General features: G+C 40.5%; 18 protein-coding genes. 9 read left to right on the forward strand and 9 right to left on the reverse strand.

The features are described from left to right. Positions 1 to 90: 90 nt before the first annotated feature. Positions 91 to 249 carry an oxidoreductase-like domain-containing protein gene (locus tag CWB77_RS06195; RefSeq protein ID WP_010389126.1) on the reverse strand — a complete coding sequence of 53 codons (159 nt, stop codon included), beginning with the start codon at positions 247 to 249 and terminating at the stop codon, positions 91 to 93. Positions 250 to 353: 104 nt separating this feature from the next. Between CWB77_RS06195 and CWB77_RS06200 the strand changes: the two genes are divergently transcribed. Continuing rightward, positions 354 to 776 carry a hypothetical protein gene (locus CWB77_RS06200; protein ID WP_010389125.1) on the forward strand — a complete coding sequence of 141 codons (423 nt, stop codon included), beginning with the start codon at positions 354 to 356 and terminating at the stop codon, positions 774 to 776. Between the two features lie 82 nt (positions 777 to 858). Further along, a complete protein-coding gene (locus CWB77_RS06205) occupies positions 859 to 2220 on the forward strand; it encodes a leucyl aminopeptidase family protein (RefSeq protein WP_138621874.1) in 1362 nt (453 codons plus the stop codon). A 51-nt stretch (positions 2221 to 2271) separates the two neighbouring features. Here the strand turns inward: CWB77_RS06205 and gloA2 are convergent, their stop codons facing one another. Together gloA2 and CWB77_RS06215 are read right to left on the reverse strand one after the other, a co-directional pair. Continuing rightward, entirely contained in the window at positions 2272 to 2658 is a 387-nt protein-coding gene (gene gloA2 / locus CWB77_RS06210; RefSeq protein WP_138621876.1) for an SMU1112c/YaeR family gloxylase I-like metalloprotein, read from the reverse strand. Between the two features lie 83 nt (positions 2659 to 2741). Further along, positions 2742 to 3821 carry a ketoacyl-ACP synthase III gene (locus CWB77_RS06215; protein ID WP_010389122.1) on the reverse strand — a complete coding sequence of 360 codons (1080 nt, stop codon included), beginning with the start codon at positions 3819 to 3821 and terminating at the stop codon, positions 2742 to 2744. Positions 3822 to 4185: 364 nt separating this feature from the next. Here CWB77_RS06215 and CWB77_RS06220 point away from each other — a divergent pair, with 364 nt between their 5' ends. The 5 genes from CWB77_RS06220 (at position 4186) to CWB77_RS06240 (ending at position 7589) form a co-directional block, all read left to right on the forward strand. Then, on the forward strand, positions 4186 to 5424 hold the full coding sequence (locus tag CWB77_RS06220; RefSeq protein ID WP_138570193.1) for a sensor histidine kinase: 1239 nt from the start codon (positions 4186 to 4188) through the stop codon (positions 5422 to 5424). After that, positions 5421 to 5948 carry a response regulator transcription factor gene (locus tag CWB77_RS06225; protein ID WP_109875211.1) on the forward strand — a complete coding sequence of 176 codons (528 nt, stop codon included), beginning with the start codon at positions 5421 to 5423 and terminating at the stop codon, positions 5946 to 5948. The genes CWB77_RS06220 and CWB77_RS06225 overlap by 4 nt, the downstream gene beginning before the upstream one ends. Then, a complete protein-coding gene (locus tag CWB77_RS06230) occupies positions 5948 to 6346 on the forward strand; it encodes a thiol-disulfide oxidoreductase DCC family protein (RefSeq protein ID WP_138570195.1) in 399 nt (132 codons plus the stop codon). Before CWB77_RS06225 ends, CWB77_RS06230 begins: the two co-directional genes overlap by 1 nt. 87 nt (positions 6347 to 6433) lie before the next feature. Beyond that, positions 6434 to 6712 (forward strand): peptidylprolyl isomerase PpiC, encoded by a 279-nt coding sequence (gene ppiC / locus CWB77_RS06235; protein ID WP_008464312.1) that lies wholly within the window; start codon positions 6434 to 6436, stop codon positions 6710 to 6712. Between the two features lie 73 nt (positions 6713 to 6785). Further along, a complete protein-coding gene (locus CWB77_RS06240; RefSeq protein ID WP_138621878.1) occupies positions 6786 to 7589 on the forward strand; it encodes a transporter substrate-binding domain-containing protein in 804 nt (267 codons plus the stop codon). 10 nt (positions 7590 to 7599) lie between these two features. On the opposite strand, the gene CWB77_RS06245 is transcribed toward CWB77_RS06240, so the two are convergent. The 5 genes from CWB77_RS06245 to CWB77_RS06265 all read right to left on the reverse strand — a co-directional run bounded on the left by CWB77_RS06245 (position 7600) and on the right by CWB77_RS06265 (position 11474). Next, positions 7600 to 8256, reverse strand: a complete 657-nt coding sequence (locus CWB77_RS06245) for a DsbA family oxidoreductase (protein WP_138621880.1) — start codon at positions 8254 to 8256, stop codon at positions 7600 to 7602. 117 nt (positions 8257 to 8373) lie between these two features. Further along, the gene (locus CWB77_RS06250; protein ID WP_138621882.1) at positions 8374 to 9594 is read right to left on the reverse strand and encodes a M24 family metallopeptidase; all 1221 of its coding nucleotides are present in this window, start codon (positions 9592 to 9594) and stop codon (positions 8374 to 8376) included. Positions 9595 to 9733: 139 nt separating this feature from the next. After that, positions 9734 to 10342 carry a flavin reductase family protein gene (locus CWB77_RS06255; protein WP_138621884.1) on the reverse strand — a complete coding sequence of 203 codons (609 nt, stop codon included), beginning with the start codon at positions 10340 to 10342 and terminating at the stop codon, positions 9734 to 9736. A gap of 11 nt (positions 10343 to 10353) precedes the next feature. Next, positions 10354 to 11079, reverse strand: coding sequence for an SDR family NAD(P)-dependent oxidoreductase (locus tag CWB77_RS06260; RefSeq protein ID WP_138570201.1), 726 nt, complete (start codon positions 11077 to 11079; stop codon positions 10354 to 10356). After that, positions 11076 to 11474 carry a thiol-disulfide oxidoreductase DCC family protein gene (locus CWB77_RS06265; protein WP_138621886.1) on the reverse strand — a complete coding sequence of 133 codons (399 nt, stop codon included), beginning with the start codon at positions 11472 to 11474 and terminating at the stop codon, positions 11076 to 11078. Before CWB77_RS06265 ends, CWB77_RS06260 begins: the two co-directional genes overlap by 4 nt. Before the next feature lie 120 nt (positions 11475 to 11594). Here CWB77_RS06265 and ppc point away from each other — a divergent pair, with 120 nt between their 5' ends. Both ppc and cdd read left to right on the forward strand, forming a co-directional pair. Further along, complete coding sequence (gene ppc, locus CWB77_RS06270) at positions 11595 to 14240, forward strand: phosphoenolpyruvate carboxylase (protein ID WP_138621888.1); 2646 nt, start codon at positions 11595 to 11597, stop codon at positions 14238 to 14240. A 122-nt stretch (positions 14241 to 14362) separates the two neighbouring features. Further along, entirely contained in the window at positions 14363 to 15292 is a 930-nt protein-coding gene (gene cdd / locus CWB77_RS06275; RefSeq protein ID WP_075170364.1) for a cytidine deaminase, read from the forward strand. Here the strand turns inward: cdd and udp are convergent. Next, on the reverse strand, positions 15281 to 16036 hold the full coding sequence (gene udp, locus CWB77_RS06280; RefSeq protein ID WP_008112319.1) for a uridine phosphorylase: 756 nt from the start codon (positions 16034 to 16036) through the stop codon (positions 15281 to 15283). The genes cdd and udp overlap by 12 nt on opposite strands. Between the last annotated feature and the right edge of the window lie 396 nt (positions 16037 to 16432).

Raw genomic sequence — 16432 nt, forward strand, 5'->3', positions numbered from 1 at the left:
CACAACTAGGGCGAGAAAAGGGGGTAAAAACAGACATTGATACATAATTACTAACTAAATAAGCTATTTTAGTTATTTTCTATTATTGAATTAAATTGACTTACTGTTGATATTTTCACCATGGTGTTTTTTCCACGCAGCCAGCTTTTCTTTATATTCATCCCACACACAAGGGCAGCAACTGCCGCCGCCACAGCACTCATCAGATTTTGGTCTTTCGGGTTTAGTACTAGGGATGTTTTTTTGCATTTTTTTATTACAAAAGTGGAAAAAAGGACGCTTAGAATAAATGATTGAATAAAGCGTGTAAATTATTCTTTGTGAACTTAGAGCGCTGTGTGAGAATACAGGCTATGCGATTATATAAAGTCATTCATCGTGCACCCTGGCGGGTTGCTAAAATAAGTAAAAAGCGACAACAACTACGCTTTCGTCGTGCTATGGTCGCGCTTAAAATAGCTCTTGCTCAGGAAAAGCAAGAAACCAAAGAAATGCTAATAACTTATAGGCGTTATACCCAAGGGCAAACAAACAAAGCAGAACTAAAACGCGCCAACGAGCAGTTTGTAGATATATTAAAAGGATTAGGACTAGGCGTTTTTGCGTTATTGCCGTTTGCACCATTAACTATTCCACTGGTTGTTAAACTAGGGCAGTTAGTGGGTGTTGATGTATTACCGAGTTCTTTTAGTATGAATAAGCCTATTAAAGAAATTGATCAACAGATTGCCCAACAAAGCCAACAGCAAGACTCAACTCCCTCAAAGAAGAAGTAAGCTAGCAGAACATAATTAGCTATACCTTTTAATAGTGCTTATTGTTATGCTAGGACATCATTTTCTATTATGTGAGTCATTAATGAGCGCTTTACTTCGTCATACCTCTTCAGGAATTCCTCTATCTTTTATTGTTAAAAATGAATTAACAGACTGGCTTACTCAGCAACCAAGCTTTGTGCAGCAGTGGCTTGCAAATACCGATTTTGAAAAGTCAGGACTTGCGCTAATACCAAACGCAGAAACCGGTGAATTAAGCCAAGTATTTTGTATTATGCAACGAGTCGATGATTTTTGGGCTGCTGGCGAGCTTGCGAATAAATTACCTAAAGGCTGCTATCAAATTCAGGGTGATGAGTCTTTAGTTTCTCAACTTGCTTTAGGCTTTGTGTTAGGTGGTTATGAGTTCAGTGAGTATAAACAAAAAGCCACAGCAAAAGCTCAGCTTGGCATTGCCGATAAAACATTATATGAGCAAGTAAAACAACAAGCAGATGCAATTAATCTAGCTCGCGACTTAGTTAATACCCCAGCTGCCGATATGATGCCGCAGCACTTATCACAGGTAATGAGCGATTTAGCTGATACATTCGACGGCGAGTTTACCCAATGGGTAGGCGATGAGCTATTAGAACAAAATTATCCAACTATTCATATGGTAGGCCGTGCAAGTGAAAACAAACCGCGTTTACTCGATTTGAAGTGGGGGGCGGTTGATGCGCCACAAATTACATTAGTCGGTAAAGGTGTATGTTTTGACTCAGGTGGGCTAGATTTAAAACCAAGTTCAGGCATGCGTAACATGAAAAAAGATATGGGCGGGGCAGCGCATGTTATTGCCTTGGCTCAATTAATTATGGCTGCTAACTTACCAATACGCCTTCGCGTTTTAGTACCTGCGGTTGAAAATGCTGTTTCGCGTAATGCATTTCGCCCTGGCGATGTAATAAAAACCCGTAAAGGTATTATGGTCGAAATAGATAATACTGATGCAGAAGGGCGACTAGTTCTGTGTGATGCTTTGAGCGAAGCACAAAACGATGAGCCTGAATTAATTATTGATTTTGCTACCTTAACCGGCGCGTGCCGTGTTGCTTTAGGGACAGAACTGCCAGGCTTTTTCTCAACGGAACGTGATGTCGCTAATGCGATTATGGATTCGGGGATGCAAGTTAACGACCCTGTTTGGCAATTACCGTTATTCGAGCAATACACCCCATTTTTGAAAAGCGATGTGGCTGATATGACTAACTGTTCAAGTACGCCATTTGGTGGCGCAATAACCGCTGCGCTTTATTTGAAAGAATTTGTAGAGCCAAACACACCATGGGTTCATTTTGATGTAATGGCATGGAACTTACGAGCATTACCAGGGCGCCCTGCAGGTGGTGAAGCTCTGGGTATTCGTGCAGTATTTACTTACCTACAAAATCGATTTAACTAACCTAACTAGGGTTAACTAAATCAAACATACCTTGCCTTGAGTTATTTGATGTTAAAGCGCATATAACTCAAGGGGTAAACCATCTGGATCGGCAAAAAAGGTGAATTTTTTGCCGGTAATTTCATCCACTCTTATTTCTTCTACGTCGATTCCATGCGACTCTAAATACGTTTTACTGTTTTCTACATTACTAACCTTAAATGCTAAATGTCTAAGTCCTTGTGCTTCGGGATAGCTTGGTCTACTTGGCGCATCGTTAAACGAAAATAATTCTAACTGACTGCCATCAGGTAAAGCTAAATCGAGTTTGTAAGACTGACGCTCTGCTCGATAATGCTCATTAATAATTGAGAGCTTTAATATTTCACTATAAAAATGTTTAGAGCGTGGGTAGTTGCTACAAATGATGGCTACATGATGAATGCCTAGTAGTTGCATATATTTTCCTTAAAAAACAAAAAAGCGCACTGAAAGCAGTGCGCTGTTTATCAATACATATTTGCTTGGTGTAATGTTAGCTTTTAGCTAGGCTCTGCGTCTTTACACGCTTTTACAGCTGGTGCAACAAGCTCTAAACCTGTTTTATCACACGGTGGAAGTTTAGCATCGCTAACAGCAATGGGGGTTACTCGCTCGCCCCATTTGATATAGCTTGCCGCCCACGTTAGGCCTGCTCCAAATGCAGCCGACATAATATTGGCATGCGGCTTAATTAAACCTTGCTCAACGGCCTCACACAGCGCAATGGCAATCGTTGCAGCAGAGGTATTACCGTATTCGCCAATGTTAACCATTACTTTACTGTCTTCAACCTTTAAACGGTTTTGAATTGCTTGAATAATGCGTAAGTTAGCTTGATGCGGAACTAGTACATCGATATCGTCTAACTTAAGGTTGGCTTGTTCAAGCACGTCGTCACAGGCTTCACTCATGCCTTTAACGGCACGTTTAAATATTTCACGCCCTTCAAATAAAAGGTCTGATGGGCCAATTGGCTCATATTTATTTAAATCACTGCCAAAATTAGTAATGTGTAAAATATCACGATCTTCGCTGTCACAGCCGGTTTTAGTTCCTAATAAGCCTGCAGGTGTTTCTGCTGCTTCAAGCACAACGGCACCGGCACCATCACCAAATAAAACAGCACTGTCGCGTCGCGCCCAGTTTACATACCAAGTCATGCGTTCAGCGGCAATAACTACGGCTTTTTTGATCATCCCAGCCTGTATTTGCGCTGTCGCAGCTTGTAAAGCATATAAAAAACCAGAACATGCTGCATTGGTGTCCATGGCTGCAGCGCCAGTGGCGCCAATATTTTTTTGTACTAATGAGGCAGTGTTTGCAACTACTGTTGAGGGGGTGCATGTTGCTAAAATAACTAAATCGATATCTTTTGCATCTACGCCAGCGCAAGCAATAGCATGTTTTGCAGCCACACTAGCAAGCTCGGCAGTACTTACATGGCTAACTCTACGGGCTTTGATACCGGTACGCGTGGTGATCCACTCATCGGTGGTATCTACAATTTCACTTATTTCGTCGTTGCTGATGCTGGCTGGTGGAATGCATTTGCCCCAACCAGTGATATGTGCGTAAGGCATAGTGTGTTCTCTTAAAAGTGGTATGACGTGTTCGTCTAATGAATACGTTATAACAAAAATTAGCTATTAACTCTAGTTTATAGCAGCTATAGAGCTGTAATTACTGCTATTTTACCAATTGTTTGTTGTATTTTTAGTGAAAGGTTAATTGTAAGTTTTTACTTTGTAAATTAAATGAGTGTTTAGCTTAGGTGCTTTTTATAAGCTAGTCCATCACCTTGAATACTTACTCAAGCATTCGTGACGTATGCTTGAGTGCAGCTCAGCCAGCAGCTAATATAAGGCGATTTAGTGTATAATAGATGCAATAAAAAAAGCATGTTAATCATGAATAATAAAACCCAGTGTATCCAGGAACCCTATTGTGTTAATTAAAACCGACCCAGCTATTAGCCGATTATTAATGTTGCGCAGTGGTGCCATTGTTGTTCAGCTTATTGCGGTACTCAGTGTGTATTTTTTACTAGAACATCAAATTGCACTTATGCCGTTGTTAGGGGTTATTGCTGTTGAGGCGGTTTTTCAGTTAGCCAGTGTATTTGCCTACCGGCATGTAAGCCAAGCAAAGCCAATTGGCATGTTAATGCAACTGACCGCCGATGTGCTTTTTTTAACTATTTTGTTGTCTTTAAGCGGCGGTGCAACTAACGCATTTGTGTCGTTATTGTTGCTGCCAATTATGATAGCTGCAATCACACTAAGCGCTCGAGGGCTTGCCTATATTGCTGTATTGGCCATTGCCGCCTATAGCTTATTATTAATTAAAATGCCCGAACACAGTATGCACCAAATGAATATGAATGGTCATTTTATTGGTATGTGGGTTAATTTTGTTATAAGTGCTTGCGTAATTGCGTTAGTTATAGGGGCTATGAACCGCGCTTTGCAACAGCGTGAACGCACTATTGCCAAAGTTAGAGAAAAACAGTTACGCAATGAACAACTAGTAACACTTGATGGCGCAGCGGCGCAAATTACTCATCAATTAGCAACACCAATTGCTAATTTACAATTATTATTTGAAGAGCTTTTAGAAGAGCATCCTAACAATGAAGTTATTCAGCAAATGCAAACGCCGCTATTGCAATGCCGCACTCAGCTTAACGACTTTAGAAAGCTCTCAACGCAGTTACGAGATAAAAACACTCAAGCACCAATTAAAGCAGAGCAGCTGCAAAATCAAATTCATGATACGTTACTATTACAATACCCCAATCAACAAATAAACTGGCTTAACGAGTCACCTGAAGCCACATTACAAAGTGACGCTATGCTGTTACCTGCAATTTTAAATTTATTACAAAATGCAGTACTTGCTAATCAAAAAAACGCCCAAGTGCAACTTGAACTAAGTTGGCAGCAACCTGACGCACAAAACATTGCGTTAATTATTCGTGATTTTGGTGCTGGTTTTTCATCCTCAGAGTTAGCAGAGTTAGGTGGGCAGTTAATGCCTAGTGAGCAAGGCATGGGGATCGCAGTTATGTTATCAAATGTGACATTTGAGCGGTTAAATGGCTCGTTAACTGTATATAATCACCCCGAAGGCGGAGCGGTTGCAAAGATAACGATGCCACTATTAACAGCAGAGACAAAAGCATGAAGCTACTTATTATTGAGGATGATATTAATTTAGCGACAACGTTGGCACGGCGGCTAACTAAGCACGGTTTTAACTGCGAGATCACTCATAATCAAACTGATGCACTTCTAAAGGCTCGCCAGCAACAGCCTGATTGTATTTTATTAGATATGAAACTGGCTGATGAAAATGGACTGTCGCTTATTGCACCGCTGCGGCATTTACTCACTCATGCACATATTGTATTGCTGACTGGCTTTGCAAGTATAGCTACAGCCGTAGAGGCGATGCGTTTAGGTGCTAATGACTATTTAACTAAGCCTGTTGATATGGCAAGTTTATTAAAAGCACTTAAAGTTGAGGTGGCAAGTTCGGCAGTAACTGAAATTTCTGAGGGGGTTATGTCGCCCGAGCGGTTAGAGTGGGAACATATTCAACATGTTTTACACAGTAATAATGGTAATGTATCAATGACCGCAAGGCAGCTAAATATGCATAGGCGGACACTACAGCGTAAATTACAAAAAAAACCAGTGCAGCAGTAATGCAAAATCAAAAAATTATTTTATTTGATGCGCAATGTAAGCTGTGTAGTGCATGGTGCAATTTTGTTATAGCTCACGATCCGAGCATTAAATTTAAATTGTGCAGCGTGCAATCGCCGGCTGGGCAAACGCTACTTGCTCAATTTGGTTTTTCCACTACCGATTTTACTTCGATGATTTATATAGAAGCACAAAAGCCATATACCCGCAGCCAAGCCGTTTTTCGAGTGTTCAGTCAGTTAGGCTATCCGTGGAAGTTGATTAGCGTATTTAAGTTATTACCACGAAAGCTGACTGATTGGCTTTATAACAAAGTGGCTAAAAACCGTTATACATTATTTGGTAAATACCAGTACTGTCGAATTCCTCAACAAAAAGATGAAGATCACTACTTATAACCACATTTTTAGCAAGTGCTGGATCACTTAGGCTGTGCTAAAATCGCGGCGTTTAATTACTAGTAAATAGGTTTTAAGGGCTTTTTCATGGCAAATACAGCGCACGCACTGCATATTTTAGTAAAACATAAAGAGATTGCGGAAGACATCATTAAGCAATTAGGCAAAGGCGCAAAGTTTCAAACCTTAGCTAAAAAATATTCGTCTTGTCCGTCGGGCAAAAAGGGCGGTGATTTAGGTGAGTTTAGACGCGGCCAAATGGTACCGCAGTTTGATAAAGTTGCTTTTAGTGGTGCAATTTTAGAGCCGCATTTAGTGAAGACAAAATTTGGTTGGCATGTGATTAAGGTGCTTTATCGCACTTAAAAAGCGGAATTTTAAGTTCCCGCTATACTTACTATTTCTCATTTTATAACTGCTAAAACACCTTGGAATGACTATGAAGCTATTTAATTTATGCTGCAGTGTTATCCTCATTGCCCTGTCTTTTTTTGCATGTGGCAGCGAGCAAACTGTGACGCTAAAAATAGGAAAACCAAGCACACCTAATATGCCAAGAAACCACTATGTTTTGAGCTTATTAGAAAAAAGCTTTGCGCAGATGAATGTAAAACTCAATATTAGTTATAGTGTTGAGCCGATGAATACCAAGCGAGTATTAGAAGAGCTAAAGCACGATGGGGCTATTAATTTTGCTTGGTTAAGTATGTCAAAAGAGCAAGCAAATAGCCTCGTACACACAACCTTTCCAATATACAACGGCTTGCACTCAAAACGTTTACTGATGATAAAACAAAGCCGGCTGGGCGAATTTTCAGATATAAAAACCCTTGAACAACTAAAGCCTTTTATAGCCTTACAAAAGCAAAGTTGGTCTGATTATTATGTATTAAAGAACAATGGCTTAACAGTTAATGGTGATTTGAGTTATGAAAGCATGTTAAAAGCGTTAGATGAAGGACTTGGCGATTACTTTCCTCGTTCAGTAACTGCGATTAGAGCTGAAATACAAAAAAGCCCACAATACAACTTTGTAATTGAGCCACATATTATGCTGCAGTACGATAATTTTTATTACTTTTATGCAAACGAAAAAAATAAAGCAATTATCGACTTATTACAGCAGGGTTTAACAAAGCTAGCAAAAAAAGGTGAGCTTGATGCCCTCTACACGCATTTTTACCATGATGTTGAGGACGGGCTTGGTTTAAATCAGCGAACTGTATTTAAACTAAAGCATTAGGGCCTGTTAACTAATCTTGCTTAGCTTCTTCTTCGCTTATTTGCTTAAGTGCTTGAATAAACGACTCACTCGGCTGCCCACCGGTAAGCGCATACTTATCATTTATAATGAAAGTAGGCACTGAAGTAATACCCATTTGCTTAAAGTTATTTTGCTCTTCGCGAACCGCTTGTACGTATTTATCTGAGTGTAAAATATCTCGGGCTGTATCTTTGTTAAGGCCTACTCTTTCAACCACATCCAGTAGTGCATCTTCTTGATTTAAATATTTTAAATCGGTGAAGTGTGCTTCAAAAAACGCCAATTTCAACTCAGTTTGCTTGCCTTCTTCACGAGCCCACATTAGCAAGCGGTGAAGATCAAAGCTGTTGATCATGATGCGTTTACCGTCAAAATTAAAGGTAAACCCAGCTCGCTCACCCGCATCTGCCATGTTTTGACGATTTCGCGCGCTTTCTTCTTCGGTTAAGCTGTATTTTTGCTGCAAATGCTCGTCTAAGTCTTGCCCTTCAAGTGGCATATCTGGATTAAGCTCAAAAGGGTGCCATGTAATATCCGCACTCATTTCTTCTTTTAATTCTGCCAATGCGGTTTCTAAGTTCTTGTAACCGATAATACACCACGGGCACATTACATCTGAAACGATATCTATTTTAAAGTTTTTCATAAGAGTCCTTTAAGGATTGCTTTGTAATAGCAATGGATATTGGGATAGAGCCTACCTTATCAATATTTAAACAAAAAGAGCAACGAAAGTGCTGCTCTTTTATTGAATGTTTTCAGGTTAGCTGTTTAAGCCAAACGGGTCGTCAATGCTATGACTCGGTTGAGTAAACCAGCGCGGACCGTCATCTGTCATGTAAAAATGATCTTCTAATCTAACCCCAAACTCATCTGGAATAACCAGCATGGGTTCGTTACTAAAACACATGCCTGTGGCAAGCGGGGTTTTATCACCGCCAACTAGGTATGGCCATTCGTGAATGTCTAAGCCAATACCATGGCCCGTACGATGCGGACAACCTGGTGTTTGGTATTCAGGGCCTAAGCCTTGAGCTGCTAAGTAACTGCGGGCTGCTTCGTCAACCGATTCACAGGTTTCGCCAAGGGCTGCTTGATTGAAAGCTGCTAATTGTGCCGCTTTTTCAAAATCCCAAAATAGGCGTTGGCGGCTGGTTGCTTCACCAAATACGTAAGTACGGGTAATATCAGAAAGGTAATCGTGCACTTTACATCCAGTATCGATAAGCACCATGTCGCCTTTTTTCAAAATTTGTGGATCTTTTACGCCATGTGGGAATGAGGTGGCAAGGCCAAACAATACAATACAGAAGTAATTACCTGGGGCACCTACTTTTTGATGGGCTTTTTTTATAAATTCTTCGACTTCTACGGTGCTAATTCCTTCATAAAGCATGCTCGCTGTAGCCTGATGAACCGCTAAAGTCATATTCATGGCACATTGCATTAATGCTAATTCATTGGCTGATTTATGCATTCGACAATGTGCGGTTACAGGTTGTGCGTTAACTAGTTTTAATCCTGAACTGGCTTTATTGATACCATCAAAAATAAAAAACTGTGCGCTTTCATCAATACCAACGGTAGCGGTGTCGCTAATATTGAGCTGCTTAAGCACTTTAACACATAGCTCAAATGGGTTTTCATGCTCTTGCCAGCCGTGTATTGAGCCATCAATAACCTTAAAGCCATTTAAAGAGCCAATTTCAAAATGTGGAGCAATGTATTGCACATCACCTACGGCAGGTAAAATAGCGCCAACAAGTCGTTCACTGGCATACCATTTCATTCCGGTGAAATACGTTAAGTTGGTACCTGCGTTTAAATAAATGGCATCAATGTTGTGCGCTTGCATATAGGCTTGCGCTTTGGCCATACGCGCTAAATACTCATCGGCCTGAATTGGCGTTACTGAGTGGGTCATATTGCTTAAACTAGCAAGTGCTTGCTCGGGTGTGTGTGTACCAATACCAACTGTGGTCATATATTTCTCCTACAAAATTTTGCATAGTGTGTAGGCTAAATGCGTTCAATTCAAATTAATTGCGATTAGTGAACAAGGGATTGAACAAATGGGGATGAGTTATCAAGTCTCTCATTACCAAGGACTTGATAACCTTGGGCTATTTTTTCGCGTAGGGTAAGCGAGTGAGCTTATTTGTCGTGTGGTAACTATCTAATCCGGTTACTGCAACTGTGTCGATGGCTTGTAAGTCTAAAAAGCCATCACTTTGGAGTGCTGATTCATCTACATACACATCCATTATTTCACCAATAACCAGCTCAGTGCCATTAACAGCTAAATGCTGGTTCTCTACAAATTTTACCGCGTATTTAAGTCGACTTTGTGCAACAAATGGAGCGTTAAACTCATTTAAGTATTCTGTTTTTAACCCCGTTGCATCAAACTCAGATTCATCTTTAGCGTAACGTGCCGAGGTTTGGTGCGCTTGCTGGTAAATGTCACTATTTACTTGATTAATAGTGTAAATGCCTGTTTCTAGAATATTTTCAAATGTATGCCTTGGTACGCTGTGCGGGCGCATGATCATGCCAACAAGTGGTGGGTGTGCGCCTAAATGAATAACCGAACTGACGATGGCTAAATTGGTATTACCTTGCTCATCCTGTGTGCCAATTAAGTTAGCACTTTTAAACCCTGACAATGAATTTATAAAATGCGTACGTGTGTGCTTTTCAAGCGCGGCTATGCGGTCTTTGGAAAAATGCATGTGTTAATTCCTTACCATTTTATGGTGTTTCCTTGCCAATCTAGGTAGGCAGGTTCGTTGTTAAGTTCTAATTGTGGATTTTCGTAAGTAAATTTAAATAATTGCTGGGCAACAAACTCAGGGGTAAACAGTTTATCTGCAGGAACATTTTTCTGAAATGGCTTAGAAAGCTGTGTATCTGTGGTACCTGGGTGAAATAAAATCAGTTTAGTATTTTTAGCGCGACGAGCAAGCTCAATGGCGGCTGTTTTAAATAGCATATTAAGTGCTGATTTTGATGCGCGATAGGTATACCAACCACCTAATTTATTGTCGTTAATACTACCTACACGAGCGCTCAGAGCGGTAATTGTGCAGTGAGTTTTGTGGTTAAGCAGCGGCACTATACTTTGTAAACACAGCAGGGGTACAAGCGTATTAGAGTGCATAAGCTGCATAAAATAATCACTGTTGATTTCTTCAAGCTTTTTTTCTGGCATGTGCTGGTCGTTGTGTAATTGACCATTAAATATAATCACTTGAGCTATATCAACTTGCTGAGATTTTAACGACTCGGTTAGCTCGTTTAGGCTTTGCGCTGAATAGTCGCTCTGAAAATAGTTTACGTTTATGTCGCTGTGATTAATGTTCGATGAGCTGACACAAATAATATTAAATTGTGTTGCTTGTTGGTTTAAGTGATTAACGTAAGATTGGGCAATGGCGCTACTAGCGCCAAATAAAATCACTGTTTTCATTTTTCACCTTTGCTTTTGATATTACATTGACCTGAGTTGCACTGTGCATTAGGCATTAAAAAACGGCTAATGTGATGACGGTATTTTGCAAAAAAAGTATAAGCATGATCGGCAAAAAAACGAATGACGGGCAAACGAATAATCTTGAGCCAAGGGTATTTTCCAACAGTACGCCAGGCTTGATAAGTCACGTCTAAGCCGTAAATTATCTGCCCATTATCAGTTTGGGCGTGCAGTATATTCATGGCGTATTGCTTATCGATTGCGGGAAAACGCTCACTAAAGTCATCAGAATTTAAATCTTCTAGTGTAATTTTATGATCAACATCGACACGTTTTAAATGCTGCATCTCTGCATTGCAAAGGGGGCAATTACCATCGTAAAAAATGATCATGTCATCGCTTTGTGTTTATTTTACATATGCTTTTTTACGACATGCTGTTGCAAATGGATCTATTAAATAAGTAAACATAATGATATTAATAGGCCTCAAAGAAACAAAGGAGAGCTAAAAATGAGTGAACAATATGCCGCCTTGCGAGGTAATGTAAATTTACTTGGGCAATTATTAGGACAAACTATTAAAGATGCTCAAGGACAAGATATTTTAGATAAAGTAGAAGAAATTCGGGCTTTATCAAAATCATCTCGCAGTGGCAATGAAGCTGATCGTAAAGCGCTTATAGATGTACTGCATGCGCTTAGTGATGAAGAGCTTTTACCGGTTGCCCGTTCATTTAATCATTTTTTAAACTTAGCTAATGTTGCAGAGCAGTTTCATACCATATCACGTTTTAATGATATTGGTTTTTGCCAACTAAACCCTCTCACTCAAACATTAAAAACGTTAGCAGCAAAGGCCGAACAAGGTCAGCTTAATCATAATCATTTAGCTGAAACCCTCTCAAAACTCCACATAAACTTAGTACTAACAGCACACCCAACCGAGGTGACTCGCCGTACTATTATTAATAAACATGTTGAACTTAGCGATTGTTTAGCATCGCTTGAGCGTACCGACAATCTAGCGCAAGAACGCGAAGCAATCTTAAATCGTATTGCGCAGTTAATTAGTCAAGCATGGCATACTGACGATATTCGTCGTTCACGTCCAAGCCCTGTCGATGAGGCTAAATGGGGCTACGCAGTCATTGAAAACAGTTTGTGGGAAGCGGTGCCCCGTTTTTTACGTGAGTTTAGCCAGCATGTAAAACAACATTTAAGCTTGGAGTTGCCAGCAGATTATAGCCCGATAGAATTTACTTCTTGGATGGGGGGAGATCGTGATGGTAACCCGTTTGTAACCGCCGAAGTAACCAAGCAAGTGCTCGACCATGGCCGTTGGATGGCACTGGATTTATACCAGCGTGATTTAGAAACGCTCTGTGCTGAACTTTCTATGTCGGATGCCAGCGATGAGCTCATTAAATTGGCAGGGCAAGAGTTTGAACCGTACCGTGCTGTTTTGAAAGATGTTAAAAACCAAGTTGCAGAAACGGTGATGCATTTAAGCGCTAAAATTAAAAATAAGCGCACTGAATCTCAAGATTTAATCACCGATATTAATCAAATTAAGCACCCCATTGAAGTGTGTTATCGCTCTTTATTAAAGTGCAACATGCAAGTAGTGGCCAATGGCTTACTACTGGATATGATTCACCGAGTAAATAGCTTTGGACTGCGTTTGGCAAAACTAGACGTGCGCCAAGATTCGTCGAGACACAGTGATGTATTTTCTGAGCTAACTCGTTACTTAGGTATTGGCGACTACAACCAATGGCAAGAGCAAGATAAGCAGGCTTTTTTACTTGCTGAGCTTAACTCTCGTCGTCCGCTTATTCCTAAGCATTGGCAACCCAGCCCTGAAGTGCAAGAGGTGCTCGACACCTTTGATGTTATTGCGCAGCAAGATGCAAAAACCTTTGGTTTATATATTATTTCTATGGCCCGAACTGCTTCTGATATTTTAGCGGTGCAGTTATTACTTAAAGAGTCAGGCTGCGGTTTTGAACTACCCGTGGCGCCCTTATTTGAGACCTTAGATGACTTAAACGATGGTCATAATGTTATTACTACATTGCTTAATAATGAGTGGTACCGAGGTCATATTAAAAATACTCAAAATGTGATGATTGGTTATTCAGACTCAGCCAAAGATGCGGGTATGATGGCTGCTGGCTGGGCACAATATGAGGCAATGGACAAGTTAGTGCAACTGGCGGATGAACGCGGTATTGAGCTGGTTTTATTTCATGGTCGTGGAGGCACGGTTGGTCGAGGCGGTGCACCTGCTGCACAAGCCTTGCATTCGCAGCCACCGGGTTCACTCAAAGGGGGCCTTAGGGTGACAGAGCAAGGCGAAATGATCCGCTTTAAATTTGGCTTACCCAATGTGGCATTGCAAAGCTTAAACATATACGCGGGTGCGGTGCTGCAAAGTAACTTATTACCACCGCCAGAGCCCAAAGATGAATGGCGCGAAGTCATGGCATTAATTAGTGATGTATCGTGCGAGCACTACCGCAATGTGGTACGCTACGATGAAAACTTTGTACCTTACTTCAGAATGGCAACACCAGAATTGGAGCTATCTAAATTGCCATTAGGTTCAAGGCCAGCTAAACGTAATCCTAATGGTGGGGTAGAGAGCTTACGCGCTATTCCGTGGATATTTGCGTGGAGTCAAAATCGTTTAATGTTACCTGCATGGTTAGGCGCATTAAGTGGACTTAAAGCAGCGCTTGAAAAATATGGGATTGAAACCCTAAGCGAAATGAGTTTGCAATGGCCTTTCTTTCGAGCTCGTTTAGAAATGCTAGAAATGGTATTTAGTAAAGCGGATAACTGGTTAAGTGAGCACTACGATAATGCGCTGGTGGAAGACATGTATAAACCTTTAGGTGTTGCCTTACGTGAGGAATTAGCTGAGGCGATAACCTTAGTGCAATCATTGAGCCCGCAAAAAAGTCTATTAGCCGACCAACCTTGGATCAAAGAGTCTATTGGGCTTAGAAATCCATACACAGATCCCCTTAACGTGTTACAAGTTGAGCTATTACGTCGCTCTCGTGGCGATGATAAAGGTAATGAAAGCGATATAGATAATGCCTTAATGATCACCATGACGGGGATTGCAGCGGGTATGCGAAATACAGGTTAATCCAAAATTAGATTAGTTTTAAAGGGAACACGCGACGTGTTCCCTTTTTTTACGCTGAATAGGCTGGTATTTCGTTTGCCAACCTTTTACACTACTTGGCCATTGAACAAATAAAAACTATTATGGCTTCAGCAACTTTTAAAGTGCAACATAATACAGCACTTAGCAATTCACACATCTCATTAAACGTAGCGCAAACCCAAGCATTACGTAGTCAATTAAAAACTCAACGCGGTATTTTACATTCAAGCGATATTAAAGCGCTTTGTACTGAACTTAATGTCAGCGAAGATACTTTATTGCAAGGCTTGGTGCCTATGGCTTCTGAATTTTCAGTTGCACCTATTTCCAAGTTTCATGTCGGCGCAATTGTTAAAGGGCTTAATTCACAAGGAAATACCACTTTTTACTTTGGTGCCAATGCTGAGTTTGATCATCAAGCACTTAGTTTAGTGGTGCATGGTGAGCAATCAGCAATTAATAATGCGTGGTTAAATGGCGCTAAGAAAGTGCTGAAAATAGCCATTAGTGATGCACCATGTGGGTATTGCCGTCAGTTTATGAATGAATTGGCTGATGCAAAAGAGCTTGATATTTTACTGCCAGCACAAAACTTTAAATTAGCAGAGCTATTACCGCATTCATTTGGACCAACCGATTTAGGCAATGAGCACAGCTTATTTAACCCAGCAGAGCAAACTAAGTGCTTTAAAGAGACAGACCTTGATGAAAAGCTGATGAGTTATGCTTTAGCGGCTTATGTTCCATACAGTCAAAATTACAGTGCGGTAAAAATAAGCACGTTCGAAAATGGTGACTTTTATGGCAGCTATGCTGAAAATGCAGCATACAGCCCGAGCTTATCGCCATTGCAAAGCGCGGTGAGTCAATTGTTTGTAGCAGGACTAAGTTTTGATAAGCAAACAGTAAAATCAATTACTTTATTAGAAACTGCTGGTCATGAAAACCAATCAGGGGTAGCAAAAGCAGTGTTAGCAAGCTTTGATAGCTTACCAACACTTGAGGTTATTAGCGCAACATTAGCCAAGTAACACTTTAGCGGCTTCAAGCACCACGGCAACAGACTTTTTCTCAATCTCGCCGTGGTCCACGTTTGGAATTTCTTGACGTGTTCTATTTACTAATACACCTGCAACACAAGCGGCTTGTAAGCCAAGTGCGGCACACATGGTAAATAAAGTAGCTGATTCCATTTCATAGTTCATTACGCCCAATTTTTGCCATTCTTCACAGCTACCTTGTAATGATTTAGGTACGTAGCCAGAATGCGTATCATAACGCTCTTGACCTGGGTAGAAGGTGTCGCTCGAAGCAGTTATACCAATATGGAAATCGATATTAAGGTTTTCACAGGCTTTTACCATAGCTTGAGTAGCAAAAAAATCAGATACGGCAGGATAGCACAGCGGTGCAAAGTGCTGACTCGCGCCATCTAATCGTACCGAAGCTTGGCTAATTAAAATATCGCCTTCGTTAATGTGCGGTTGAATTGCACCTGTTGTACCAATGCGAAGAAAGCTACGTACGCCTAGTTGTGCCAGTTCTTCAACGGCAATTGAAGTTGAAGGGCCGCCAATACCGGTTGAGCATACCACTACAGAGTGACCGTTTAATTGGCCTAAATAAATGTGAAACTCACGCGTTTGAGCAAGGCAGGTTGGATTATCTAAGAACTGTGAAATACGTGCTGCACGATCTGGATCGCCTGGAACAATTGCCAGTTTTGCACCTTTTAAATCATCAATACACAGTCCTAAGTGAAATACCTTTTCCATAACTAAGCCTTTTTAATAAGAATTGTTGTCAATTTACCATGATTACGAGAAACATAAGTGAAGTACAGGACGGATGTCCGTATTGACTTAATTTGATTTATTCACCAACTCTGAATATTCAATCAATGAAAAAAATTACTAGAAAAATGAGCCAGTTGACTTGTTTGCTCAGACACTATATTCATACCTCATAGCAAACCAATAGCTAGGCTAAAGAGTCGGTAGCTATAATTTAAATTGTTTATATTCAATTGGTTAGTAAGTTGGTTTGGTTTTTATTTACCACTAACCTAAGAGAGCAAAACAAAGCGCCTTGTGATTTTTAGCATACTATGCAAATTATCTAAAATTAATTCAGCGTGCGATGTTTTGCATAACTACTCAATAATAGACAAG

The organism is Pseudoalteromonas sp. S1610 (assembly GCF_005887465.1).
Classification (GTDB): Bacteria; Pseudomonadota; Gammaproteobacteria; order Enterobacterales; family Alteromonadaceae; genus Pseudoalteromonas; species Pseudoalteromonas undina.

Coding starts and splice junctions, on each gene's coding strand:
- CWB77_RS06260 (WP_138570201.1), bottom strand. CDS start 11,079: ATGAAAACAGTGATTTTATTTGGCGCTAGTAGCGCCATTGCCCAATCT.
- CWB77_RS06230 (WP_138570195.1), top strand. CDS start 5,948: ATGCAAAATCAAAAAATTATTTTATTTGATGCGCAATGTAAGCTGTGT.
- CWB77_RS06245 (WP_138621880.1), bottom strand. CDS start 8,256: ATGAAAAACTTTAAAATAGATATCGTTTCAGATGTAATGTGCCCGTGG.
- CWB77_RS06240 (WP_138621878.1), top strand. CDS start 6,786: ATGAAGCTATTTAATTTATGCTGCAGTGTTATCCTCATTGCCCTGTCT.
- ppiC (WP_008464312.1), top strand. CDS start 6,434: ATGGCAAATACAGCGCACGCACTGCATATTTTAGTAAAACATAAAGAG.
- cdd (WP_075170364.1), top strand. CDS start 14,363: ATGGCTTCAGCAACTTTTAAAGTGCAACATAATACAGCACTTAGCAAT.
- CWB77_RS06255 (WP_138621884.1), bottom strand. CDS start 10,342: ATGCATTTTTCCAAAGACCGCATAGCCGCGCTTGAAAAGCACACACGT.
- CWB77_RS06265 (WP_138621886.1), bottom strand. CDS start 11,474: ATGATCATTTTTTACGATGGTAATTGCCCCCTTTGCAATGCAGAGATG.
- CWB77_RS06225 (WP_109875211.1), top strand. CDS start 5,421: ATGAAGCTACTTATTATTGAGGATGATATTAATTTAGCGACAACGTTG.
- ppc (WP_138621888.1), top strand. CDS start 11,595: ATGAGTGAACAATATGCCGCCTTGCGAGGTAATGTAAATTTACTTGGG.
- udp (WP_008112319.1), bottom strand. CDS start 16,036: ATGGAAAAGGTATTTCACTTAGGACTGTGTATTGATGATTTAAAAGGT.
- gloA2 (WP_138621876.1), bottom strand. CDS start 2,658: ATGCAACTACTAGGCATTCATCATGTAGCCATCATTTGTAGCAACTAC.
- CWB77_RS06200 (WP_010389125.1), top strand. CDS start 354: ATGCGATTATATAAAGTCATTCATCGTGCACCCTGGCGGGTTGCTAAA.
- CWB77_RS06250 (WP_138621882.1), bottom strand. CDS start 9,594: ATGACCACAGTTGGTATTGGTACACACACACCCGAGCAAGCACTTGCT.
- CWB77_RS06215 (WP_010389122.1), bottom strand. CDS start 3,821: ATGCCTTACGCACATATCACTGGTTGGGGCAAATGCATTCCACCAGCC.
- CWB77_RS06205 (WP_138621874.1), top strand. CDS start 859: ATGAGCGCTTTACTTCGTCATACCTCTTCAGGAATTCCTCTATCTTTT.
- CWB77_RS06195 (WP_010389126.1), bottom strand. CDS start 249: ATGCAAAAAAACATCCCTAGTACTAAACCCGAAAGACCAAAATCTGAT.